This is a genomic window from Serratia sp. Ag1, from assembly GCF_000743355.1.
In the GTDB taxonomy this organism is placed as follows: domain Bacteria; phylum Pseudomonadota; class Gammaproteobacteria; order Enterobacterales; family Enterobacteriaceae; genus Chania.
The window spans coordinates 193661-217055 of sequence record NZ_JQEI01000008.1 but is presented as its reverse complement, the minus strand read 5'-3'; the positions used below and the strand labels follow the sequence as shown (position 1 = coordinate 217055).

General features: G+C 48.0%; 18 protein-coding genes and 3 tRNA genes. 7 read left to right on the top strand and 14 right to left on the bottom strand.

Going from position 1 to position 23395, the window contains the following annotated elements:
• Positions 1-477 precede the first annotated feature (477 nt).
• Positions 478-2016, top strand: a complete 1539-nt coding sequence (locus IV04_RS04965) for a peptide MFS transporter (RefSeq protein WP_037396068.1) — start codon at positions 478-480, stop codon at positions 2014-2016.
• A gap of 41 nt (positions 2017-2057) precedes the next feature.
• Here IV04_RS04965 and IV04_RS04960 read toward each other — a convergent pair whose 3' ends face one another.
• Complete coding sequence (locus IV04_RS04960; RefSeq protein WP_037396065.1) at positions 2058-2456, bottom strand: VOC family protein; 399 nt, start codon at positions 2454-2456, stop codon at positions 2058-2060.
• A gap of 151 nt (positions 2457-2607) precedes the next feature.
• On the opposite strand from IV04_RS04960, the gene IV04_RS04955 reads away from it, so the two are divergent.
• Positions 2608-3408, top strand: coding sequence for a helix-turn-helix domain-containing protein (locus IV04_RS04955; protein ID WP_037396063.1), 801 nt, complete (start codon positions 2608-2610; stop codon positions 3406-3408).
• On the opposite strand, the gene leuA is transcribed toward IV04_RS04955, so the two are convergent.
• Positions 3380-5047, bottom strand: a complete 1668-nt coding sequence (gene leuA, locus IV04_RS04950) for a 2-isopropylmalate synthase (protein ID WP_037396061.1) — start codon at positions 5045-5047, stop codon at positions 3380-3382. The genes IV04_RS04955 and leuA overlap by 29 nt on opposite strands.
• A 368-nt stretch (positions 5048-5415) precedes the next feature.
• On the opposite strand from leuA, the gene IV04_RS04945 reads away from it, so the two are divergent.
• Positions 5416-7137, top strand: a complete 1722-nt coding sequence (locus IV04_RS04945; protein WP_037396059.1) for a potassium/proton antiporter — start codon at positions 5416-5418, stop codon at positions 7135-7137.
• A 298-nt stretch (positions 7138-7435) separates the two neighbouring features.
• Here the strand turns inward: IV04_RS04945 and IV04_RS27020 are convergent, their stop codons facing one another.
• The 3 genes from IV04_RS27020 to IV04_RS04935 form a co-directional block, all read right to left on the bottom strand.
• Complete coding sequence (locus IV04_RS27020) at positions 7436-7567, bottom strand: hypothetical protein (protein WP_004942970.1); 132 nt, start codon at positions 7565-7567, stop codon at positions 7436-7438.
• 59 nt (positions 7568-7626) lie between these two features.
• A complete protein-coding gene (locus IV04_RS04940; RefSeq protein ID WP_037396057.1) occupies positions 7627-8130 on the bottom strand; it encodes a YlaC family protein in 504 nt (167 codons plus the stop codon).
• Positions 8131-8255: 125 nt separating this feature from the next.
• Positions 8256-8555, bottom strand: coding sequence for a hypothetical protein (locus IV04_RS04935; protein WP_037396055.1), 300 nt, complete (start codon positions 8553-8555; stop codon positions 8256-8258).
• A gap of 283 nt (positions 8556-8838) precedes the next feature.
• Here IV04_RS04935 and IV04_RS04930 point away from each other — a divergent pair, with 283 nt between their 5' ends.
• Positions 8839-10299: a TrkH family potassium uptake protein gene (locus IV04_RS04930; protein ID WP_037396054.1), complete on the top strand. Its 1461-nt coding sequence runs from the start codon at positions 8839-8841 to the stop codon at positions 10297-10299.
• A 169-nt stretch (positions 10300-10468) separates the two neighbouring features.
• On the opposite strand, the gene IV04_RS04925 is transcribed toward IV04_RS04930, so the two are convergent.
• Together IV04_RS04925 and IV04_RS04920 are read right to left on the bottom strand one after the other, a co-directional pair.
• Positions 10469-10554, bottom strand: a tRNA-Leu gene (locus IV04_RS04925).
• 10 nt (positions 10555-10564) lie between these two features.
• A tRNA-Cys gene (locus tag IV04_RS04920) sits at positions 10565-10638 on the bottom strand.
• Positions 10639-11669: 1031 nt separating this feature from the next.
• Here IV04_RS04920 and IV04_RS04915 point away from each other — a divergent pair.
• Entirely contained in the window at positions 11670-12371 is a 702-nt protein-coding gene (locus IV04_RS04915; RefSeq protein WP_051916679.1) for a JAB domain-containing protein, read from the top strand.
• 201 nt (positions 12372-12572) lie between these two features.
• Positions 12573-13472: an HNH endonuclease gene (locus IV04_RS04910; protein WP_037396052.1), complete on the top strand. Its 900-nt coding sequence runs from the start codon at positions 12573-12575 to the stop codon at positions 13470-13472.
• 148 nt (positions 13473-13620) lie between these two features.
• Here IV04_RS04910 and IV04_RS04905 read toward each other — a convergent pair whose 3' ends face one another.
• Both IV04_RS04905 and IV04_RS04900 read right to left on the bottom strand, forming a co-directional pair.
• Complete coding sequence (locus IV04_RS04905) at positions 13621-14346, bottom strand: HNH endonuclease (protein WP_037396050.1); 726 nt, start codon at positions 14344-14346, stop codon at positions 13621-13623.
• Positions 14347-14495: 149 nt separating this feature from the next.
• Positions 14496-15377 carry an integrase domain-containing protein gene (locus IV04_RS04900; protein ID WP_037396048.1) on the bottom strand — a complete coding sequence of 294 codons (882 nt, stop codon included), beginning with the start codon at positions 15375-15377 and terminating at the stop codon, positions 14496-14498.
• A 1200-nt stretch (positions 15378-16577) separates the two neighbouring features.
• Between IV04_RS04900 and IV04_RS04890 the strand changes: the two genes are divergently transcribed.
• Positions 16578-17900, top strand: a complete 1323-nt coding sequence (locus tag IV04_RS04890; RefSeq protein ID WP_037396044.1) for a hypothetical protein — start codon at positions 16578-16580, stop codon at positions 17898-17900.
• 205 nt (positions 17901-18105) lie between these two features.
• On the opposite strand, the gene IV04_RS04885 is transcribed toward IV04_RS04890, so the two are convergent.
• From IV04_RS04885 to uvrY, 5 genes are all read right to left on the bottom strand, one after another.
• Complete coding sequence (locus tag IV04_RS04885) at positions 18106-19476, bottom strand: tyrosine-type recombinase/integrase (protein ID WP_051916676.1); 1371 nt, start codon at positions 19474-19476, stop codon at positions 18106-18108.
• Positions 19477-19746: 270 nt separating this feature from the next.
• Positions 19747-19822, bottom strand: a tRNA-Gly gene (locus IV04_RS04880).
• 144 nt (positions 19823-19966) lie between these two features.
• Positions 19967-20515 carry a CDP-diacylglycerol--glycerol-3-phosphate 3-phosphatidyltransferase gene (pgsA, locus tag IV04_RS04875; RefSeq protein ID WP_037396042.1) on the bottom strand — a complete coding sequence of 183 codons (549 nt, stop codon included), beginning with the start codon at positions 20513-20515 and terminating at the stop codon, positions 19967-19969.
• A 58-nt stretch (positions 20516-20573) separates the two neighbouring features.
• Entirely contained in the window at positions 20574-22406 is a 1833-nt protein-coding gene (gene uvrC, locus IV04_RS04870; protein WP_037396041.1) for an excinuclease ABC subunit UvrC, read from the bottom strand.
• Entirely contained in the window at positions 22399-23055 is a 657-nt protein-coding gene (gene uvrY, locus IV04_RS04865) for a UvrY/SirA/GacA family response regulator transcription factor (protein WP_037396039.1), read from the bottom strand. The genes uvrC and uvrY overlap by 8 nt, the downstream gene beginning before the upstream one ends.
• Positions 23056-23395 lie beyond the last annotated feature (340 nt).

Genomic DNA, 23395 nt, shown 5'->3' with positions numbered 1-23395 from the left:
GCGGGAGCATTCCACGACACAGGCCAGAAAACAAAGCCTCACTTATATCCACTTCACCCCATTTCTCTCGACTACCCTCTATTTACTCTAGTTTCTCAGGCAGAGACGTGTTGTTTCAGCAAAGACGGGATTCGGAATAGTCTTGCATTAGTGCTTAATTTTAAAGAGAGTTGTAAACATATGCAGAGAAATAAACCATTTATCAAGTTAAACGCTGTTTTAGGCAAAATAAAAGCCAAGAAAGTAGACGTTTATCGACTTTTCATATAAAAAATGGGGAGAGGTACTCGACAAAATCACTGCCCCGTCCTCAGATGGCTCAATAATATCACGCCAAGGTTAAGCTCTGACCTGGTGAAGCAAGGGCAAGCAGGCCTTAAACACGCGTTGTTTTGAGATTTTGCCGAGTAGCCTTACTTAAACACACATACCACAGTAAAGCTGCATGATTGCAGCACACTTTATCGGGAAGATTTTATGCAATCCTCTGTTACACCAAAAGAAAACAGAACCTTCTTCGGTCATCCCTATCCGCTCGGTTCGTTATTCTTTACCGAGATGTGGGAGCGATTTTCGTTCTATGGTATCCGCCCATTACTGATCCTGTTTATGGCCGCTGCCGTTTATGATGGTGGTCTGGGTCTGGCGCGTGAAAATGCTTCGGCGATCGTCGGTATCTTTGCTGGTTGTATGTACTTGGCCGCCTTGCCTGGTGGTTGGCTGGCAGATAACTGGCTAGGGCAGCAGAAAGCTGTCTGGTATGGTTCGATCCTGATTGCTCTTGGCCACCTGTCTATCGCCCTGTCGGCGTTCATGGGTACCGCCTTGTTCTTTATCGGCCTGATGTTCATCGTACTGGGTACCGGCCTGTTCAAAACCTGTATTTCAGTGATGGTTGGTACACTGTACAAGCAAGGCGATGCACGCCGTGACGGTGGCTTCTCGCTATTTTACATGGGCATCAATATGGGCTCCTTCCTCGCCCCATTGATCTCCGGCTGGTTGGTTCGCTCGCACGGTTGGCACTGGGGTTTTGGTATCGGCGGAATCGGGATGCTGGTCGCATTACTCATCTTCCGCATCTTTGCCGTGCCATCAATGAAGCGCTACGACAGTGAAGTCGGCCTCGACTCCACCTGGAACAGCCCGATCAGCAAGAAGAATGGCGTAGGCGCCTGGCTCACAGCACTGGCTGTCGGTGTCGCGGTCATTATTGGTCTGATCTCTCAAGGTATCATCGTTATCAACCCGGTCGCCGTTGCCAGCATGCTGGTTTATGTGATCGCCGCTTCGGTTACGCTGTACTTTATCTATCTGTTCTTCTTCGCTGGCCTGAGCCGCAAAGAACGAGCGCGTCTGCTGGTATGCTTTATCCTGCTGATCTCTGCAGCGTTCTTCTGGTCTGCCTTCGAACAGAAACCCACCTCCTTCAACCTGTTCGCTAACGACTATACCAACCGTATGATAGGTGATTTTGAGATCCCGGCGGTGTGGTTCCAGTCAGTCAACGCTCTGTTTATTATCCTGCTGGCACCGATTTTTAGCTGGATGTGGCCGGCTTTGGCACGCAATAAAGTGCGTTTCAGCAGCATCACCAAGTTCGTGTTCGGCATTCTATTTGCGGCAGCAGGTTTTGGCGTGATGATGCTGGCATCCGAAAACGTGCTAAACAATGGTGGCGCTGGGGTATCACCTCTGTGGCTGGTGGGCAGTATTCTGATGCTGACGCTGGGGGAACTGTGCCTGAGCCCGATTGGCTTGGCCACTATGACGCTATTGGCACCGGACAGAATGCGCGGCCAAATGATGGGTCTGTGGTTCTGCGCCAGCGCCTTGGGTAATCTGGCGGCTGGCCTGATCGGCGGCCACGTGAAAGCAGATAAACTGGAGTTGCTGCCAACCCTGTTCGCTCGTTGCTCTATCGCTCTAGTGATTTGCGCTGCGGTGCTGATTTTGCTGATCGTACCGATTCGTCGTATGTTGGAAAACACCCAAGGGAAAGCAGAAGCTTCATAACTCCTTGGTTTCTCTCTATAGCCAGCGCTCGCCGCTGGCTTTTACATGTGCCAGGTTCCCTGCTGTAGCACCACCCGATAACCATCCAAATCCTCGAAGGTTTGCCCATTAACCTCCCAATAGGGGTTATAAGCGGGTACTCGCCTAAACCCTGCAGCCAACATCTGCGCACACATGCTCTGCCATTGCTCCAACGCGGGTAAATAGAACACCAGTAGGTTGTCTTGCGTGGGAGCTTGCCCTACCCGCACGCCACGATGGTGAGTAAATTCCAGATGATAGGTATGTTGCGGATGGCCGAGCATGATGCCATCAAAACCCTGATGATATTCAAACTCGCCAAGTCGTTTAAACCCCAAACCATGGCAGTACATCTGCGCGATCTCATGCAACCGGTCGGTTGGGCGGGCGATACGCAATATGGCATTAGTCAGATCCATTTTGCCTCCTGTCGCTGTGTTAAATACCATAACGCCATAGCCCTGATACTGCAGTTCAGTTAATGCGTTTTCCGACGACCAGAATCTGGTGCTATCGCACCAGTCATGGCATGCTGCGATAACCGCTTCATGGATGGATACAGGCTAGTCGATGCAACATCACTTCGATTTTCTTTCAGGGAATCAATCTATTGTACCGTTCGCCAAAGATTATAGGCATGGCGATTATGAGCCGGATCATCAGCATGACTATGCACAATTGATCCACAGCCTCAGCGGCGTCATACAGGTCAATACCCGTATGGGGAGTTGGGTAGTGCCACCAAGCCGTGGCGTTTGGTTGCCCGCCCGCGTGGTACATAACTTGCGTTTTACCGGCAATGTGGCAGTGAGAACGTTGTTCGTTGATCCGTTGGCACGGGCTGATTTACCCGTTCTCTGCCAAGTCGTACAGATCTCTCCATTGCTGCGTGAACTGATTGTCAACGCGATGGATATCGCCCCTGACTATCGTGCCGGTGGGCGAGAAGAGCGGATTATGGAACTGATCCTTGACGAATTGCGCCTATTACCGATTCTGCCGCTTAATCTGCCCGAACCCCGGGATGGCAACTTGTTAAGATTATGCCGACACATTCAGCAATCACTGGCACAAAATTGGGAACTGGAGTTCGCAGCTAAACAGATTAATATCAGTGGCCGGACGTTATCACGCCGTTTCCAGCGTGAAACCGGCCTGAGCTTCAGTGATTGGGTACGTCGAGCCCGCCTGCTTGCGGCCCTGAATGCCCTTGCCGCTGGCGGTTCAGTATTAGAAGTGGCACTGGACCTGGGATACGACAGCCCTAGCGCCTTTAGCTCCATGTTCCGCCGCGTGCTTGGCGTATCGCCCAGTACCTATTTCAACCAGGCTCAGCCCGTGATTATTTCAAATAGCAACCAGCAACGTTGAATAACGCCTGCAGCGAGGCGCGGGCAGAATCAACGTCGATCCCGACACCATAGGTAGCTTCACCCTTTGCCAGAGTACAGCGAATGTAGGTGACAGCTCGGCTGTGGCTCTGGTGTCCTAATGTATGTTCGTGGTAATCGTCGATGGCCAGTTCCAAGCCAAAACGTTGGCATAAAGCATCCACCGCGCTAGAAAGCAGTCCATTACCTACCCCCTGTAGCTGTAATTGCTCACCATTCAGGTTTACCAGCGCATTAAAACTGTAATCATGATCTCCCTGGCTATGCGTGTGATAGCTGAGCAGCTGCAACGGTGGCGTTTCTACCAAACCATAGCTGTTACGGAACAGACGCCAGATCTGCGCACTGGTCATTTCCTTGCCACTTGCATCGGTGGCAAGCTGCACCACTTTGCTGAAATCAATCTGCAACCCACGTGGCAACACCAATCCGTGATTCTGTTCCAGTAACCAGGCGGCTCCGCTCTTGCCTGACTGGCTGTTAACACGGATCACCGCTTCATAATTACAGCCGACATCCGCCGGATCCAGCGGCAAATAGGGCACCTGCCACACGCTATCCTGGCGCAATTGCTGCGCTGCAAAACCTTTTTTAATCGCATCCTGATGCGAACCGGAGAACGCTGTAAAGACCAATTCACCAGCATAGGGATGACGTGGATGCACAGGCAGTTGATTACACTGTTCAACCACTTCAACCACCTGTTTCAGGCGACTGAAATCCAGTTTTGGCGCGATACCTTGGGTATACAGATTCAGCGCCAGCGTCACCAGATCCACATTGCCCGTCCGTTCCCCATTGCCAAACAGGCAACCCTCTACCCGATCGGCCCCAGCCAGCATTGCCAATTCAGCACAGGCAACACCGGTGCCGCGATCGTTGTGTGGATGTACACTGATACATACCTGCGAACGCTGGCTGAAATGGCGGCAAAACCACTCTATCTGATCGGCGTAGATATTCGGCGTGCTCATTTCCACCGTAGCTGGCAGGTTGATAATCATGGGGCGCTGTGAACAGGGTTGCCAGACATCGGCCACCGCTTCACAAATCTCCAGCGCAAACTCCAGTTCAGTCGCGCTGAAGGTTTCCGGTGAATATTCAAAGGTCCAATCAGTTTCGGTGTGCTGTTCACACCATTGACGAATGCGGCGTGTGCCATTGACCGCCAAAGCCACGGTAGCCGCCTTATCCTGTTTGAACACAATGTCACGGAACATGGGTGCAGTCGCATTGTACAGATGCACGATTGCACGCGGAGCGCCGCGCAAAGCCTCCAAAGTGCGGTCGATCAATTCGTCTCTCGCCTGAGTCAGCACTTGAATTGTGACATCATCAGGTATCAGCCGTTGTTCAATCAGGCTGCGAACAAAATCGAAATCGGTTTGTGAGGCCGAAGGGAAAGCCACTTCGATCTCTTTGAACCCACACTCCAACAGTAACTGATAAAATTGATGCTTACGGGTATTGTCCATGGGATCGGCCAGAGCCTGATTGCCATCACGCAAATCACTGGAGCACCAACGGGGAGCCGATTGCTGGGTGCGGCTGGGCCACTGGCGGCCAGGCAAGTCTATCGCTGGAAATGGGCGATACTTGGTTGCTGGGTTAGTTAACATCTGGATTCTCCTCAAGAAAAATGGCTGTACCCTGCCATTATTTCCTGCCTGAACCTGGCCTGCGCCCGCTTAACGGACAATCATCGTCGCAAAATGGACAACAAAATAGTTGCCCCCTGTAGCCACCTCAGCCCTAGTCAGGTTTTATTATCAATGCCTGCTATCAATTTACTGATTCATAGAGATAAAAAGTAGAAATGATATCCTTTTGCCGCATTTTCCTGTAAATCGTTCCTGAAATAGCAATAATAGCTCAATTCTTTTCGCAATCAGCCTTGGCGTTTTACCAGAAAAACAGGCTATTATTATGCATAGGTATCATGCTCTGATGCCCCTTCCTTTCATTTAGCCCATAGGAGCTCATTATTTTGGATGCCAGCACGATCAATAACTTGTTCATCATCGGTGCCGTGTTGGTGGGAGCAAGTATTTTCCTCAGTTCTTTCTCCTCACGTTTAGGCATTCCAATTCTGGTGATCTTTCTGGCAATCGGCATGCTGGCTGGTGTAGATGGCCCGGGGGGAATCGCTTTTGACAACTATCCCGCCGCTTATCTGGTCAGTAACCTGGCGCTTGCCGTGATCCTGCTTGACGGGGGGATGCGTACGCGAGTCAGTTCATTCCGTGTTGCTTTATGGCCAGCCTTGTCATTAGCCACCGTCGGCGTAGTGATCACTGCAGGCTTGACCGGAATGGCTGCTGCCTGGCTGTTTAACCTCGATCTGATTCAGGGGTTATTGATCGGTGCTATTATCGGTTCTACCGATGCTGCCGCCGTGTTTTCCCTGCTTGGTGGTAAAGGGTTGAACGAGCGTGTCAGTGCAACCCTGGAGATTGAGTCCGGCAGTAACGATCCTATGGCCATGTTTTTGACCGTTACGCTGATCGCCATGATTGCCGCAGGGGAAACCTCATTAAGCTGGATGTTCCTTGTGCACCTGCTGCAGCAGTTTGGCGTGGGGATCATTTTAGGTTTCGGCGGCGGTTGGCTGTTGCTGACACTGATCAACCACATCAAACTGGCTGAAGGGCTATACCCTCTGCTCGCAGTCAGTGGCGGTATTCTGATATTTGCCTTAACCACAGCCCTGGACGGGAGCGGTATTCTGGCGGTTTATATGTGCGGATTGCTGCTGGGTAACCGCCCTATCCGCAACCGTCATGGTATTGTGCAAACCTTCGATGGCTTGGCTTGGCTCAGCCAGATCGGGATGTTCCTGGTTTTGGGGCTGCTGCTTAATCCACACGATCTGTTGCCTATTGCAATCCCGGCGCTGTTGCTTTCGCTGTGGATGATCCTGTTTGCACGCCCGCTCTCGGTCTTTCTCGGTTTGTTACCGTTTCGCAACTTTACCCTGCGCGAACGGGTATTTATCTCCTGGGTTGGCTTACGGGGCGCAGTACCGGTGATCTTAGCCGTATTCCCTATGATGGCAGGGTTGCCGAACGCTCACCTGTTCTTCAATGTGGCTTTCTTTGTGGTACTGGTTTCACTGCTATTGCAAGGTACAACACTCTCTTTCGCTGCCAGAAAAGCCAAAGTGGTGGTTCCACCAGCACCGACACCTATCTCTCGCGTTGGTTTGGACGTCCATCCAGAAAACCAATGGGAACAATTTATCTATCAACTGACATCAGAGAATTGGTGCGTTGGTGCCGCATTGCGTGAGCTCAAAATGCCACCTGGGACCCACATTGCCGCCCTGTTCCGTGGTAAAGAATTATTACATCCAAGTGGTAGCACCTGCCTGCTTGAAGGTGACATTTTGTGTGTTATCGGCCATGAGCACGATCTCCCTACCCTCGGCAGATTATTCAGTCAGGCACCTGCCATCACACAGGATGAGCGCTTTTTCGGCGATTTTATTTTGCAATCCGATGCTCGCCTGAGCGATATTTCAGAGCTTTATGGCCTTAATCTGCAGGAAGGTATCGATAGCCAGCAGACACTCGGTCAATTTGTTACTGAATTGATTGGCGGCGAAGCCGTTTTGGGTGACCAGATTGAGTGGGATGGTTTGACCTGGACGATTGCGGAGATGGAAGCAAATAAAATCAGTAAGATAGGTGTCAAAATCATTACCGATTAGCCACTACTCCGGCGCTAGTCAAGTGATTGATATACCGATCATACTTCAAGGTTAACGTTGGGCTGGTCGTCGAGCTTAATGCAAGAACACGATAATAATTTTGTTACAATGCAACTACACCATCAGATACAGGTTAAGCGTATGCTTAGCCTGTATTAAGAAAAACAATAAATCGCCCTCATACTCAAGTGTTATGCCCGCCCTAAACTGCGGGCTTCTTTTTAAGCCCTTGCGACTCAACCAACGTTGCACAGATGTAAAAAAACCGCCGCAGCGGTTCTTTTTATTGGAGTCACGATTAGATTTTGCAACCTTCGCAATCCGCCTCATCCTCAAGGATTTCAGGGACCTCTTTGGCTTTTTGAGCCGCTTTTTCTTCAGCTTTTGCTAATTCGGCATCAATATCAAAATCGAAAATATCATCACTCATCGTAATTCCTCAAGCTAACCTGTTTCAAAGGGAGATTATAAGCGACATGCGCCCCTCCTTCAATTCAGCGCAGCCAGCCTGGTGGATGAGTTATCCGGCATTTTTGTATACGCCAGATCATAGACGTCGTAAAAATCGATTTCGCCCTTGTTGGCAATGATCTCCTGCATTCGCGCTTTTAACGCCGCGCTGATTGAGGGTTCATTAAGCAACTCTTGCACTGTCTGCGGCGACAATGCGCGGGTAAAGTACCACTCACCGTAGTAACAAACGCGTAAATCCAACACGCCAATATCTTCGAAACGATAAACGGGTTTAATCTCAATCAGCAACATTGCGAACATGAACAACACAAAAGCCGTGAATCCCCAAAATGCCAATAACCCCATGTAAGGCACTGGATACATCACAGCCACTACGGCCAAATAGCCTGCAAACATGGCAAGACACAGATAACGGTGGTCGCGCGCAAACTCACTGTTGAATCGCGGTTTGCCATCACGCCGCTCTTGCTGGTTGATCTGCTCGATTTCTTTTATCAAGATACTTTTGATCGTGTCCATCTCAATACCTTATGCATAAGCACATTATTACTACTACCCATATCTGCCCACGCTAACACAAGGGTCATTTAACGAGATAGATCAATTACGATATTATCCTCCATAAATTGTTATATCTCTCTGGCTCACCGCAACTGTGAAGCTTTCCCTTGGGCAACCATGAACATGCGTTGGGCAACATCATCGGCCTGTTTGATTTTGCGCTTTTTCGGTTCGTCACAGTAATGCGCAGCACGCACATAAGCAATTTCATGCGCTTGATCGATCATTGCAATAATATTGTCGCGAGTAGACTTATCCAGATTCCCCAGAATAGTCGTGATGATGGCCTGATAGGCATTGGAAGCGGCGGTTAGGGATTGCTCTCTGGCCTCTAAAACAGCAACGCGTTGCAACAACGCCTGAAATAGTTCGGATTCAGACATCTAGACCTCCTGCTGCCGAGTAGCACACCTGCTTACTTACAGTTTAGCAAAAGATGGAAACCTGATAGCTGTGGAACAAGTGCTTTCAAGAATACCCCATTCTCTTTGCTATAAATTGAACGTCGCTTTCTCCAGCGCTTACCCATTAAGTTGCAACCAAGCTCTGCCAGGATAGAAGACAGATTTGACATAAAAATCTTACAGTTTCGTGCTACTTGTTTTATCCTTTATAGGAAAATTCACCCAAGGTAACCGATTACCCTGACGCGATCTGTATAAAAATATGGTCAATAAAAATCAAACGTTAGTCGTTATCAACCTTTGCAGTTTTCTGGTTCTGCTTTATAGCCTTTCCATGTTCCCACCGATGTTAGTAGCTCTGATTTACAAAGAAAGCAGCCTGTTTTCGTTTTTTTACACATTGATTATCGCCAGCTTATTGGGTGGGATCTGTTGGCAGGCCTCGCGCCAAAAAAAGGTGCAACTGCGTACTCAAGATGGTTTTCTGATCATCGTATTATTTTGGCTATTTTTCTCTCTTATCAGCGCGCTCCCGCTTTGGCTGGATAACACTCTCAATATCAGCCTGACAGACGCCATATTTGAAGGCGTCTCTGGTATCACCACGACCGGGGCTTCGGTACTGAATGATATCAGCGATGTCCCAAAATCTGTTCTCTATTATCGCGCTCAACTTAACTTTATTGGTGGCTTGGGCGTGATTGTGCTGGCAGTTGCGATACTACCGCTCTTGGGCATCGGGGGCACCAAACTATACCAATCTGAAATGCCCGGCCCATTCAAAGAAGAACGTTTAACCCCGCGCTTAACCGATACGGCCAAAAGTCTATGGTCAACCTATATGCTGCTTGGGTTACTTTGCCTTCTGGCGTTTCGTCTAGCAGGCATGCCGTGGTTCGACGCCTTATGCCATGCTCTTTCAACAGTTTCGCTCGGGGGATTTTCTACACGCAACGAGAGCCTGGGTTTTTATGAAAGCGCCGGCGTCGAGATGGTTGGCGGTATTTTCTCCATCCTTGCAGCCATTAACTTCACGCTTTATTTTGTCGCCGCTCAGCGCCGCAGCCTGAAACCTTTATATAGAAACCATGAGTTACGCTTCTTTTTGTTGGCGCTAAGCATCGTTATGGTGTTGGTATGTACCCAGCTCTTCAGTTCAAAAATGTACGGCGTAAAAGATGCTTTCGTTCATGGATTCCTGCTTACCAGTTCGATGATGACCGATAACGGGCTGGCCACCGCAGATTATGCCCAGTTGCCCTCCCACACGGTGATAATGCTGCTCGCCTCCAGTTTTTTTGGCGGTTGCGTAGGTTCTACCTGTGGCGGGATAAAGGCACTACGTTTCCTGATCATGTATAAACAAAGCCGGCGTGAACTCCAGCAGATGTTGCATCCTAACGCGGTTTACACCATCAAGGTAGGGAATACGCCCATCCAAGACCGCGTCTTGCGCTCAGTGTGGAGTTTCTTTTTTCTCTACATCTTTTTCAGCTGTTTCTTTATCTGGGCGTTAAACCTGATGGGTTATGATCTCATGACTTCTTTCGCCACTGTCGCGGCCTGTATTAACAATATGGGTTTAGGATTTGGAGAAACCGCTGCTGGCTTTGGAACCTTGAGTTCCCCTGCAAAATGGCTGATGTGTGCCGCAATGCTGTTTGGTAGATTGGAGATTTACCCCATTCTCATCCTGTGCTCACGAACGTTCTGGCGCGCTTAGCTTGTGGTGAGTATACAAAGCATTATAGAACCAGCTTATATACTCAAATGTACACTTACAAGCTGCTCGATGTGGGTTGGATTGTAGGTGTAGAAATTGAAGTAGAAGCGAGTAATCTCGCTGATTTTAGACAAAAAAATAGACGCTTCTGGCGTCTATTTTTTCTTGATGGTACCCGGGGCGGGACTTGAACCCGCACAGCCATAAGCCGAGGGATTTTAAATCCCTTGTGTCTACCGATTTCACCACCCGGGCTCGGGGAATTTGGAGGCGCGTTCCGGAGTCGAACCGGACTAGACGGATTTGCAATCCGCTACATAACCGCTTTGTTAACGCGCCGTAATTCTGTGTGTTTTACCACTTCAAAGCTCGCAATCTGCCAACCTTGCTAAAATCTTTTTTGGATAAACGTCTAAATTTAGACTTTATCTCTCTGAAAACACTAAATTTTCTTAACCACTCGTGCTTTCGATGTGCAGGATTATGTACTAATTGAAAAAGGTTGGCAACAAAAAAATGCTTAATATACCCAGCCCCCTTATCGTTTGCTCAAAACTTGCCTCATATGAACATAATCTAATCAATTCAATATATTGGAAGCTAACTATCAACAAAGTACTTATAGAAACTCTAGCTTTATCACTACTTGGCGGGCGAGCTCGCTGCCGTTGAATACTTAGGGTAATACCTTTTACAGCTTGCGAGCAATCATTGTCACAGCGCTTAAAGGTTTCTTTGAGATTATGTCTAGTAAGATGAAGCGGACAGGAAAAATTGAGGTAGACGAACGCGTACTGTATTTATCATCAGAAAAATTAATAATTATTGATAATACACTATGGAAGAAAATTTGGAGCGGGAAACGAGGCCCGTCTAATCTTCTTCAACTCGCTGATATTCGAACAGTTTTTCCTCTCTGTTCCGAGTCACTGGACTTATTTTAGTCTTGTTTTGCGGTGTCTACAAGTGGGTTCACGAATGGGCTGTTTTGTTGCGGGTTGAGGCAGATTGTATTGCAGGGTAATTTTTACTGCCAGCCGGGTAAAAAAGGAACAGGGAGACATCCTTGCCTCCCTGTTTGGGGTGTCTGCCCTGAATCCGGGCAGTTCCGCAATTATCGTTTGGTGGCCTTGTCTGTGCAGGGCTTGGTGCTTTGGGGTTCCCGGTGTTGGTTCCGGTTCACGATAGCGGGATGTAACCAGTTTGTGAAATGGGTTGTGTCGATCGGTTTCGGGTTATTGATCGGTGCGACCGATCAGCTTTTGTATGCTTCGTTCTCTCCCCTGCTCTGCCGGTATGCGTTCTTACAATCGGTCAGGGGGAATGCTATATTGGTACTCCCTTGTTTTGATTGATGGTTGTCTTTATTCATGGAAATCCGGCTCGGTAAGAATGATAAGCGCACGATTGAGGGGACGAATGATGTCTACGGCATCATGCAGCGTATTCTGCTGCGTGAGAATAAGATCGATCAGGAGAAGGAGCATCTCTGGATGATCGGGATGAATGAGGCCGGGTATATCCTCTATATCGAACTGGTGGCGCTGGGGACGTTCCGCGCTGTGAATATTGAGCCGATGAATGTTTTTCGGATTGCGGTGATGAAGAATGCTTCGCGTGTGATTGCGATTCATAATCATCCTTCCGGCAGTCTGAAGCCGTCTGAGGCGGATCTGGATATGACGGATCGGCTGATTCAGGTGGGGCGGATTTTAAATATTGAGTTCATGGATCATTTGATCATTACCCCCATTACGTACCTGAGTTTCCGGGGGGAAGGTATTATGGATAAGCTGGAGGTCAGTCTTAAGTATGTGCCGACTTATCAGATTATTGAGAGTATCCGCAAGGAAGAACGGAAGATCGCCAGAGAAAAGCTGGAATTAGAGAAGGGCAAGACGAAAGCAGCTAAAGAAGCCGCCCAATCTGCAAAGCAGGAGACAAAGGCTGAACGCGAGCAAAAGGAAACATTAATCCACGCCCTAATAGATAAAGATGTTTCCATTGAAGCCATCGCCAAGATTCTGGACATTACCTCTAAAGCCGTTGAGAAAATTATCAATAAAAAATAGTAATGCTATTTAGGTTCAGGACATCGCCAGAGGTCACTGCTACAGTATATTAGCTCAGATTTGATCTGACACTGTTACGGCACAAGGCTAAACCTAATCTGACAGGCAGCTCTGTGAAGTGGACGCTGATTTTGTTGAACTCCTCATTTTTATTCCTTTTTTAAAGGCTGAATTCTAATATTGGGTACTTTAGGAGATATCATGGCAATCTTGTTTTGCAATATTGGATGGATGAAGCATTACAACGGGATTGATGGTGACTCAATCGAACGAGGTGGCGAATACAACCAACATTCAACAGGTCATGAGGTCTGTAACTTCAGCGACAATGCTGGCATTTTTTACGGATATGTACAGCCTACTGGCCAAATTAAGATAGAGAGATTGGGAGCCAGCAAAAAAGATGAGTCTGTGAGTGATATAACCGTTGTATGGACAGCCGGACCTGAAGGAGGGGGGACAGTTGTCATCGGTTGGTACAAGCATGCGACTGTCTTTCGTGAAGCTCAGGAGATTGTAAAACCAAGTGTGATTCAAAAAAATAATGGTGTTAACACATTTCGAATTAAGGCACCCTCTAATAAAGCGGTACTACTCCCAGTCGAACAGCGAGAATTAATGATTCCACGAGGCGTAAAGGGAGGAATAGGTCAAAGCAACGTTTGGTATGCGGACAAAGAGGAAAGCCAAGAGATTGTGGAGCGTGTTATATCGCTTATCAATGGGGGGATTTCTTCCGTTCTTCCTGATGTCGATCAAACCTGCTCTATTCTTGAAGGTAACCCTCGTCTCGTCGCACACTTGCGACGTGAGCGGAACCCTGCGGTTGTTAAAACAAAGAAAGAAGCAGCACTCCGTGCCACCGGAAAACTCTGCTGCGAGGCATGTGGATTTGATTTCAAGGAGGTGTATGGAGAAATTGGCGATGGGTTTTGTGAAGTGCACCACCTTCAGCCATTATCCGAAGCCGATGGCGTAGTGAAAACAGAGTTGAGGGATCTGGCAATCGTTTGCTCAAATTGCCACCGTATCATCCATCGAACCAACCCGATGCTTTCCATTTCAAGCTTGGTGAAGCATCTTCAGTGCAAGTGTGCCTAACCTGGCTAATCTGTATTAGCTCAAATCTGAGTTAATACAGATTACAGTGCATAAGAACTCGCAGCACAACCAGTGTGCTACCTTTATCCACAATGCGTTAGATCATCACATATTAACTGTATTAGCCTAAAAATAAATCTTGGTTGTGTTATTTATTATTTTTAATCATAATTTTTTCCTTTAATTCTTCAATACTCAGCCATGGTTTATGCCTGTGAATCATCCGATGGCAATTGGCACACAGCAATACTAGCTCTGAAATTTTGGTTATAGATTCTGCTTTTAATTCTGATAAAGGTTTTGTATGATGGCATTCAATGAAACCTTTCCCATGCTCACCATAAATTTCCGCAAAGTTGAATCCACAACACTCACAATACAGTGCGTTATTTTGAGAAAAGAACCTTTCTTTTTTCTTTTTGGTTAAATTCGCATCTCTTTCGTAATATCTGTGAATTCTGCTGAGCAATTGTCCTTCATTGCTCTCAATTTCATCATCATTCAGGTCTGGTAATTTTTTTTGTAACAACACTGAGTTTGTAAAAGATAAAATACGTTGAGATAAATCATATAATTTCTCAGGCGTACTGGCATATAGGTTCCAGACAACCTCTTCATCTTTGTTACCATTTACCAAACCAACACCTTTATAAGCTGGGTCCAGTCTTCTGAAGTTCATTAACTTCATATAAACCCCATTCTCATTCCTAAATCCATCCGGTATGTCACCACCAATATATTTTTGCAGAAGATTTAAAATACGACTAAGCTCGCGAATCTCCTCAGATTTTTTCCCTGGGATATTCGGTGTATGTTTCAGATAAAAACTTAACGTAATAATATGTTCATCACGTGACCAAGGAGGATTTTTCATGAGTTTTCTCTTCAGCAAACCAGGCGCTCTTTCAAAAGAGTCGCTAACGATGTTCTAGAATTTAGGTTTTACCCAGAACAATCCAAAGATTGTATTACGGCTTTAAAAAATTTCTAGCCTGCATAGGGGACAAAACAACATTTATTAATTCACCTCCTCATCCCCCCGTACACCTGCTTCACATACCGCCCTCTTCCATCCCCATGGCCTAGATCCATCGAGGTCAGCGCTAAGGCTTCTTTGTCTGTGTAACCCTGCTGTTTGTAGTAGTGGATGGCTTCCTGCGCCCAGGCATATCTGAGGCTGTGCGGTGAGTGTTTTCCTGTGAGGCCAATTCTGCGGGTCTGGTTGCGCCAGTAGGTCATGGCTTGTTTAAGGTTCGGTTTGTCGATCAGTCGATGGTTTTGCTGTTTGGCGATGTGCAGGGCGTTGTCGACAGCGTGTTGTACTTGTTCGCGGTTGATGATGCGGGTATCGCGCGGCCTGCCGCCTTTGGTGCCAAAGACAACCGTTAACTTTTCTTTGCCTTGCTTGAGAGCGGTGTGCCAGGTGTTGAGGGATTGAACACTTTGGATGGCTTCTTCACCTCTGAGTCCCATGACTCGGGCAAGCTGGATGGCTGCTGCCAGTCCTTGATCTTTTGCCTGCGCAGTCTGCATCACCTGCTGGTAGTGTTCGGGGGTGATGGCGGTGTGGGTGCCGTCACGGCGGGTGTCATGAATATTGAGGGCTTGATTGCTGAGTTGGGGGGATTGAGCCAGTTTGTGTCTGCCAGCCTGTTTGAGTACGCCACGAATGGCGGACATTTCGTTTTGCAGGGTGCGTTTTTCGACTCCCTGCGCGAGTCTGTTCTGGATGTAGTGTTGTATGTGCCGGGTTTTGAGGTGATCGATGTGTTTGATCTGGATGTTATGCTGCCTAAGTTCGGTGTACAGGCGTTCGATGATGACGATGCGATCATGAACGGTTTTGTGGCTGCCACCTGCTTGTCGGGCGAGGTGTTTTAATGCGGTACGCAATTTAGTGTTCATGGTTGAATTCCTCTACAGCAGTTCCGGGCGCGTGGTTGGGTGAAAGGTGAGTAACCTTTCTTGAGCGATACCTGTGCACCCGGTGAGATGCGGTTTAGGTGTATGGGGTTCGGTGATGCACGCTGTGCAGCCGCCTGCTTTCGCAGGTATTCCCCCGGGTCGTGTGACCCGCCATCGGTATCGGTCGGTTTTCTCCTATAAAAGGTGGGATAAAGGGTGCGCCAGAATGTCAAAAGGCCGTGAAAGCGGCGGTCTGTCTGGTCTGGCGCTGTGGTGAGGTACGGCGTCACTTTCTCGCTTTGCGCGCTAAAGTGACGCCTCTCTGCCCGTTGCGGCAGTTAAAAGGGTGCGCTGTCGGGGCGCGTTGAGCTGGGGCAGGCGTAAGCCTGTGGGGGCAGTGATTGCCGCAGGCTCGCTGCGACAGGTGGTGTGATGTTAGCGGTCAGGCTGTTGGGAGCCGATCGCGTGATTTTGCTGTTTGATGCAGCGATGTCACACTTTGAGCATCATTGATACGATGACAATTTGTCTGTCTGTGATGACAGTACATGAAAATGTGTGACGACTGTCGCAGATGAATGTCGCGATGAGAGTCAGCCAACGGGCTGTGAGGATTGATAAGCCTTCGCGCTTACGCGCTGCCGCTGAGGTGAAGGCGTTGGCGGCGGGAGGTTCCTTCCAGAGGGGTGCTCTGAAACGCGCACTCACGGGAACCGGTGCGCTTGGGGGGTGTGCTCTGGGAGCACGTTTAGCAGGGTGATTATAACCACCTTAAAGAGGACCGCAAGAGGGTTCTGGAAACGTGGATGTTGATGGAATGCTATGAGTGAAATCTTTTTTTGGTTGTTTTGATTTGGCACTCTTGATACGCTATTTGATTAAATTTGACAAGCTACTACTTGAAAAAACCTGACGACTAATCCCTCTGTTAGCTAATCCATATTGAATTTATGCTTAAAACGATGTGCTGACTTTAATATTTATTATAAATATCTGCCAGTTACTTCCATACATAGCCATACAGATGCACAGAAATCATCATGGTTTTTTTAGGCAATATGGTCATGGAAAGTGCCGGAAAAGACCCGTCCGCTTCAGAATAACGCTCAAGGACCTAAGGGCGGCGAAATATCCTATTGAAAAAGGCATTAGAAGACTGTAGGTTGTTTAAATAGGTACGTTAAATGCCCAAGGAAGCTTGTGGATATTCTAAATAATCGAGAGATTGCAATTGCGTTATGGGTTCTAGCAATTTCGGTTTACATTTTTTCTTCTTCAAAAATGGTGGCAGCCAGAAATGCCTTCCAAAGCGTCCTAGCGGCTTTATTTGTTAGACAAATAATGTCTGTCCTTTGCTTGATGGTTGTTTACATGGCAATTGTCATTTACTGGCTTTCTGAGTTGGGACTATGGAATTTTGGACAACTAAAAAACACTCTTTTTTGGTGCGTTTCTGTTGGTTTCATGTCGCTATTTAAGCTTGAAAAAATTAAAAAGGATAAGCTTTTTTTCAAGCGCTCAGTTTTAGACAACTTAAAACTACTAGCAATTTTGCAATTTGTCGTTGGTGTATATACTTTCTCTCTTTGGGTAGAGGTTCTGCTAGTCCCTGTTTTAGCATTATTGGGAGCTATGCTAGCTATTGCTGAAACCGACAGAAAACATCATCAGGTTAAGGTTTTTCTAGAATATTGCCTAGCTTCATTCGGTGTAGTCTTAATCTTTTACACCTTGTACATGTTAATGACCGATTTTGGTGAGTTTGGGCAAGAAAAAACCGCATACGACTTTTTTATTCCTCCATTACTAACTCTTTTTTACTTACCATTCGTTTTCTTTATGCTGGTTTATTCAACATATGAGCAAAGCTTTGTTCGTCTTAGATTTTCAATAAAGAGCCGATTCCATAGATATGTGGCTAAACTCTTTGCATTTATATTGTTTAATGTTCGGCTCAGCCTGCTAGAGCGATGGTCATTGCAAGTAGCCAGAACGGACATAGAATCATACTCGGAGCTAATTGATACCTTTAAATATATATTTAAAGCGAGGTATTCTGAGAAAAACCCAAAGGAAGTGCCAAAAGAGAAAGGCTGGAGCCCTTATAAAGCCAAAGAGTTTCTCGTAAAAGAAGGATTGAGTACTGGATTCTACAATAGATTTTTCGAAGAAGAATGGCTTGCATCATCCCAAATGGAAGAATTTGGCGATGGTATTATCCCGGACAATATCGCTTATTATGTTGAGGGTTCTGAAGATATTGCAAAAATACTGAAGCTTAAAGTGAACGTGAATGATGCCTCCAGAACCCATATAGCATGTAAAAAACTAGAAGCCATGGCAGAAGCTTTGAGTATCTCAAGCTTAAGCCTGCCTTTATCTGAAGAGATGAAAAGCGCTATTTCAGATTGTAATTCGTATTCTGAGAAAGCTGAGGATAAGAAAATTGTATTGATTGTAGAGCATTGGCCAAATCATAAGCTTAATGGGTTTGATCTCAAACTACTGATATCAAGCATTTAACAAATGCGCTGCTGTCAGACAAATTTTCCTCAAAGTGCAGTGTTAATGTCTGCTTTTCGCTGACTGTCTGATTTAGTACCAAAAGTTAATCGATTTCCTAGCTCTATAAAAGCAGATATCAAGCAAAAAAACCAGTTTATCAGGCTGTCAGCCCGGTTGTGCCGTTCTGACAACCACTTTCAAGCGTGTTTCTTCCTATGCAGCGTCAAGGGTGCGCTACGCCGGTCTGACGTCCGCCCTTGACTCTGCGCTGTGACAGTTCGTCTGTGATTGGCGGGTTTTGGGGTTTGCTTGCCTGTTCCCGCCACTGGTCAAGTCTGTCGGCCCACTCCTGCATCATTTGTCTGCGTTGTTCAACGTATTCCGCGTGGTTGTAGGCCGCTCTGACTTGATCTTTGTCACTGTGGGAGAGTTGGGCTTCGATCCATTCTTTGGGGTAGCCGAGTTCGTTTAGCGCGGTTGAGAGGGTGGCGCGAATGCCGTGACCTGTCAGGCGGTCTTTGTAGCCCATTCTGCGCAGGCCAGAATTGAGGGTGTTTTCGCTGATGGGGAGTTTGGGTTCTGAGCGGTGCGAGAAGAGGTAGTGCTGAGAGGCAAAGCGCATGTCGAGCAGTTCCCGGATGACTTGAACGGCCTGACGCGAGAGCGGGACAAGGTAGGGCGGGATTTCTGTGCTGCTGGTACGGACTCGTTTCTGGAGTTGTTTGACGGTTTCGGCGGGGATTTTCCACAGGGCGTGTTTGAGGTCGATGTGTTCGGGTCTGGCCTGGCGCAGTTCGCCGGTTCTGACACCCGTCAGCAGCAGGAGTTTCAGGCCGAGCTGGGTCTGGCGGGAGCCTTGATAGTGGTGAAGGTGGTGGAGGAAGGCGGGAAGTTCCTGGATGCGCAGGAAGGGGTTATGGAGGGTGGGTTTTTGCGGTAAGGCGATGATGTCGAGGTCGGCGGCGGGATTGGTGTCGATGTGCCCTTCTGCGATGGCGTGTCTAAACAGTTCGTTGAGCCAGCTTCGGACTTTTTCCGCAATGGAGAGCGCTCCGCGTTTTTCAATTTTGCGCTGGACGGCGAGTACGTGCTGGCGGGTGATGGTGTGGAGGGGCAATTTGCCGAGGAGTGGAAGCATATCCAGCCGCATATAGCGTTCGATCTGGATGGCGGTACTCTGGCGGCGGTTGGCAATGCCGAGTCGTTTGAGTTTGAAGGCTTTCCAGTGTTCGGCATAGTCGGCAAAGCGAATGCCTATAGTTTCAGTCTGAGGGGGTTGGGAGGTGGTTGAAGGGTGAACCGCTCTGTTCGGTTGTGTGGGTGCGGATTGGGAGGCGCGGTAGGTGCGCGGGTCGATGCCGTTGGCGAGCAGGTCGTGGGCCTGCTGGCGCAGGGATCGGGCTTTTTTGAGGTCTACTGTGGGATAGGTGCCAAAGGAGATACGTTTCTGGCGGCCTTGCCAGTAGAAGCGGAAGAGCCAGTTTTTGGTGCCGTTGCTGTTGATGTTGAGATACAGCCCTCCTCCGTCTTTGAAGGTGTAGGGTTTACGGGCAGCTTTGGCACGGCGAATGGTCAGGTCGGTCAGGTGAGCCATGGCGGGTTCCTCGTTGTCTGTTTGTTCCGGTTGTGGGTCGTGGTGACGGGGAACAGGTAACAGACAGACACCGAGCGAAAGGCCCGTACTCTCTGCTGATGAGGAAATGTGTCCGATGGACTTGTTGGGTCCGTGCGATGGACTTGTCAGTGGACTTGTTTGTACCGGATTTGAGTACTTTCCAGTGCTGCTGGATGGAACTCACTGATCAAGTTTACGCTTTTATCTCAGTGAGTTGTGGTGCTCAAAGGCACGCACTGGAAAGAGAAATGGAGCGGGAAACGAGACTCGAACTCGCGACCCCGACCTTGGCAAGGTCGTGCTCTACCAACTGAGCTATTCCCGCATTGATTGTAACTTGCTGATTTATTTCAATCTTCCAGAAAGCGCTTATCACTGTCTGATGCGATGCATTCTACTTGTCTGACGTAATGAGTCAATAAAATTGTTGACGCATTACGTTCATGTGTCGTTTTTTACAGCGTATTGGTTACGGTTCCTGCAGATCTCTTCGTGCTGCATTCAAGTATTGGAACATCGACCAAAAAGTCAGTACTGCAGCAATATACAGCAGTGCAAATGCCACATACTCTACGGTGCGATCGGGACGCCACAACAAGCCAACCAAAGACATCATCTGCGCCGTGGTTTTTACTTTCCCAATCCACGAAACTGCCACACTGCTGCGCTTACCAATCTCCGCCATCCATTCACGCAGTGATGAGATAATAATCTCTCGGGCAATCATGGTTGCTGCAGGCAAGGTGATCCACCACGAATGGTAATATTCAGCCACCAGCACCAGCGCTACCGCAACCATCACTTTATCCGCTACAGGATCGAGGAAAGCGCCAAAACGAGTGGTCTGCTTCCAGCGACGCGCCAAAAAGCCGTCAAACCAATCGGTTACAGCAGCAAAAACAAAAATGACGGCGCAGACTACCGGTGCCCATGTGAATGGCAGATAAAATGCCAAAACAAAGAATGGGATCAGAACTATGCGAAACAGGGTAAGCCAAGTCGGTATATTCAATTGCATAATGCTACGGTAACTATCTGGCTGGAGTGGAAATTAAGAGTATGTTGCTACATTGCCCTCAGTGTTTCAATGCATTGTAGATCTTTTCTGCCAATGCTTGTGAAATACCCGGCACTTTTGCAATTTCCTCAACGCTGGCATTCAATAATGGTTGAAGTCCGCCCATATACTTCAACAACACCTGACGCCGTTTTGGACCAACGCCTTCTATCAATTCCAGAGCACTGGTGCTTTTGACTTTTGCACGCTTCTGACGATGCCCTGTGATCGCGTGATTGTGTGAATCATCACGGATATGTTGGATCACATGCAGCGCTGGTGAGTCAGGCGGCAGTGAAATCCCCTCTCCTTCTGGCACAAAGAACAACGTCTCCAACCCGGCTTTACGGTCGCTGCCTTTGGCAATGCCGATCAGTAATGGCTTGTTTTTGTCCCAGGTAACATTCAGCGAATTGAACACCTCAATCGCCATCCCCAGTTGCCCTTTACCGCCATCAATGAAGATCACATCAGGGATTTTTGTCTCCTCTAATGCCTTGCCATAGCGACGTTTCAGCACCTGGGTCATTGCCGCATAGTCATCGCCTGGCGTGATCCCTGTAATATTATAACGCCGATACTCTGATCGCAGAGGTCCATTACTGTCGAACACGACACAGGAGGCCACCGTCTGCTCCCCCATAGTGTGGCTGATATCAAAGCACTCCATGCGATTAATTTCAGAGAGATTGAGCGTTTTTGCCAACGCCGCCAAACGTTGATGAATTGTCGACTGCTGAGAAAGCTTCGTCGTTAAGGCCACTGACGCATTGGTACGTGCCAGCTTCAGATAGCGGGCACGATCGCCACGTGGCTTGCTCTGAATCTGAATTTTACGCCCGGCCAACTCACTCAACGACTCAGCCAGCAAATCCTTTTCCGGTAGGCTGAAGTCCAGCAGGATCTCTGCGGGTAAGGTTCGAGCCTGGCTTCCCTGCAGGTAGAATTGCCCCACAAACGTCTGAACCACTTCGCTCATATCCGTCCCCCCCGGCACCTTAGGGAAGTAACTGCGGCTGCCAAGCACTTTACCTTGACGTATAAACAGCACATGTAAACAAGCCATCCCGGCATCAAATGCCACGCCAATGACATCGAGATCGTCGCCATTGCCCGAAACAAACTGCTTCTCAGTAACCCGACGTACTGCCTGGATTTGATCGCGAATACGTGCAGCGTCTTCAAAGTTGAGCTCTTTGCTGGCGCTTTCCATCTGTTCAATCAACTGATGCAACACCTGCTGATCTTTACCAGACAGGAACAGACGCACGTAATCCACCTGCTGCCGATAGTCTGCTTCGCTGACTAAACCAGCAACACACGGCCCCAGGCAACGCCCAATCTGATACTGTAAGCATGGGCGGGAACGATTACGATAGACGCTGTTTTCGCACTGGCGAATCGGGAACAGTTTTTGCAGCAATGCCAACGTTTCACGTACTGCGTGCGAATTAGGGAATGGGCCAAAGTATTCACCTTTGGCATGTTTAGCCCCGCGATGTACAGCCAAGCGCGGATGTGTATCGGCACTGAGAAAAATCAGCGGATAGGATTTATCATCACGTAGAAGAACATTGTATCGTGGCTGGTACAGCTTAATGTAATTATGTTCCAGCAACAGCGCTTCTGTCTCGGTGTGTGTGACAGTCACATCTATCTGCACGATATTTTTGACTAGCGTCTCCGTTTTACGGCTACCAACTTGAGCACGAAAATAACTGGCGAGACGTTTTTTCAGATCTTTGGCTTTGCCAACATAGATTACCGTACCTGTCGCGTCATACATGCGATAGACGCCTGGTTGACTGGTTACGGTTTTGAGGAATGCCGGTGCATCGAAACGGTCAGTCACTGCTTGACAACGTCTCCGCATTGAACAGCCCGTGCCGTATTGCCAGATGCGTCAACTCAACATCGCCGCTGATATTCAGTTTGCTGAACATACGGTAACGATAGCTGTTCACCGTTTTAGGGCTGAGATTCAATTGCTCAGAGATCTCATTCACTTTCTTCCCTTTGGTGATCATCAACATGATTTGCAGCTCACGCTCAGAAAGTGTACTGAACGGGTTTTCTGCCTGCGGTTCCAGCTGGCTCAGGGCCATTTGTTGCGCAATGTCGGAGGCTATATAGCGCTGGCCGGCATGTACTGAACGAATAGCATTTATCACCTCCTGCGGCGCAGCGCCCTTGCTCAAATAACCAGCAGCACCAGCCTGCATCACCTTGGCAGGTAACGGATTCTCAGTATGAATAGTTAGCATGATAACCTTGATATCGGGCGCATAACGAACAATCTTGCGGGTGGCTTCCAGCCCCCCAATACCCGGCATATTCATATCCATCAACACGATATCAGCGGAGTTGCTTCTGCACCATTTAACGGCATCTTCACCGCATTGTGTTTCACCAACAACTTTTATGCCTTTGATATCTTCTAGAATGCGTCGTATCCCTGCGCGCACCAGTTCGTGGTCATCAACAAGAAGAACGCTAATCAAGGAAAATTCTCCAAAATAGGGGAGTAACGCAATCAATCAGCCTCTGACATCTAAACAGATATTACTTGGTTTTCAGCAAAGAATGAATACAGATTAATACTTACTCACGATTAACTCTGCGGAACAGGCCAAACTTTTCAAATTTTAGTCCGCTAAAGTACCATTAATCTACTTGATCACGGATAAAAATCCGCCATGTCAATTAGCAACATTCTAGAGCAGATCTGTCTATGATACGCCATTTTACACTCTTTGGTGGCAAATTTATTGTAAGTTGCCACTACCCGCAATAATATTGGCCCTAACGAACATCACTCATAACCATATGAATTACAAAATA

Coding starts and splice junctions, on each gene's coding strand:
- IV04_RS04965 (WP_037396068.1), top strand. CDS start 478: ATGCAATCCTCTGTTACACCAAAAGAAAACAGAACCTTCTTCGGTCAT.
- IV04_RS04960 (WP_037396065.1), bottom strand. CDS start 2,456: ATGGATCTGACTAATGCCATATTGCGTATCGCCCGCCCAACCGACCGG.
- IV04_RS04955 (WP_037396063.1), top strand. CDS start 2,608: ATGCAACATCACTTCGATTTTCTTTCAGGGAATCAATCTATTGTACCG.
- leuA (WP_037396061.1), bottom strand. CDS start 5,047: ATGTTAACTAACCCAGCAACCAAGTATCGCCCATTTCCAGCGATAGAC.
- IV04_RS27020 (WP_004942970.1), bottom strand. CDS start 7,567: ATGAGTGATGATATTTTCGATTTTGATATTGATGCCGAATTAGCAAAA.
- IV04_RS04940 (WP_037396057.1), bottom strand. CDS start 8,130: ATGGACACGATCAAAAGTATCTTGATAAAAGAAATCGAGCAGATCAAC.
- IV04_RS04935 (WP_037396055.1), bottom strand. CDS start 8,555: ATGTCTGAATCCGAACTATTTCAGGCGTTGTTGCAACGCGTTGCTGTT.
- IV04_RS04930 (WP_037396054.1), top strand. CDS start 8,839: ATGGTCAATAAAAATCAAACGTTAGTCGTTATCAACCTTTGCAGTTTT.
- IV04_RS04915 (WP_051916679.1), top strand. CDS start 11,670: ATGGAAATCCGGCTCGGTAAGAATGATAAGCGCACGATTGAGGGGACG.
- IV04_RS04910 (WP_037396052.1), top strand. CDS start 12,573: ATGGCAATCTTGTTTTGCAATATTGGATGGATGAAGCATTACAACGGG.
- IV04_RS04905 (WP_037396050.1), bottom strand. CDS start 14,346: ATGAAAAATCCTCCTTGGTCACGTGATGAACATATTATTACGTTAAGT.
- IV04_RS04900 (WP_037396048.1), bottom strand. CDS start 15,377: ATGAACACTAAATTGCGTACCGCATTAAAACACCTCGCCCGACAAGCA.
- IV04_RS04885 (WP_051916676.1), bottom strand. CDS start 19,476: ATGGCTCACCTGACCGACCTGACCATTCGCCGTGCCAAAGCTGCCCGT.
- pgsA (WP_037396042.1), bottom strand. CDS start 20,515: ATGCAATTGAATATACCGACTTGGCTTACCCTGTTTCGCATAGTTCTG.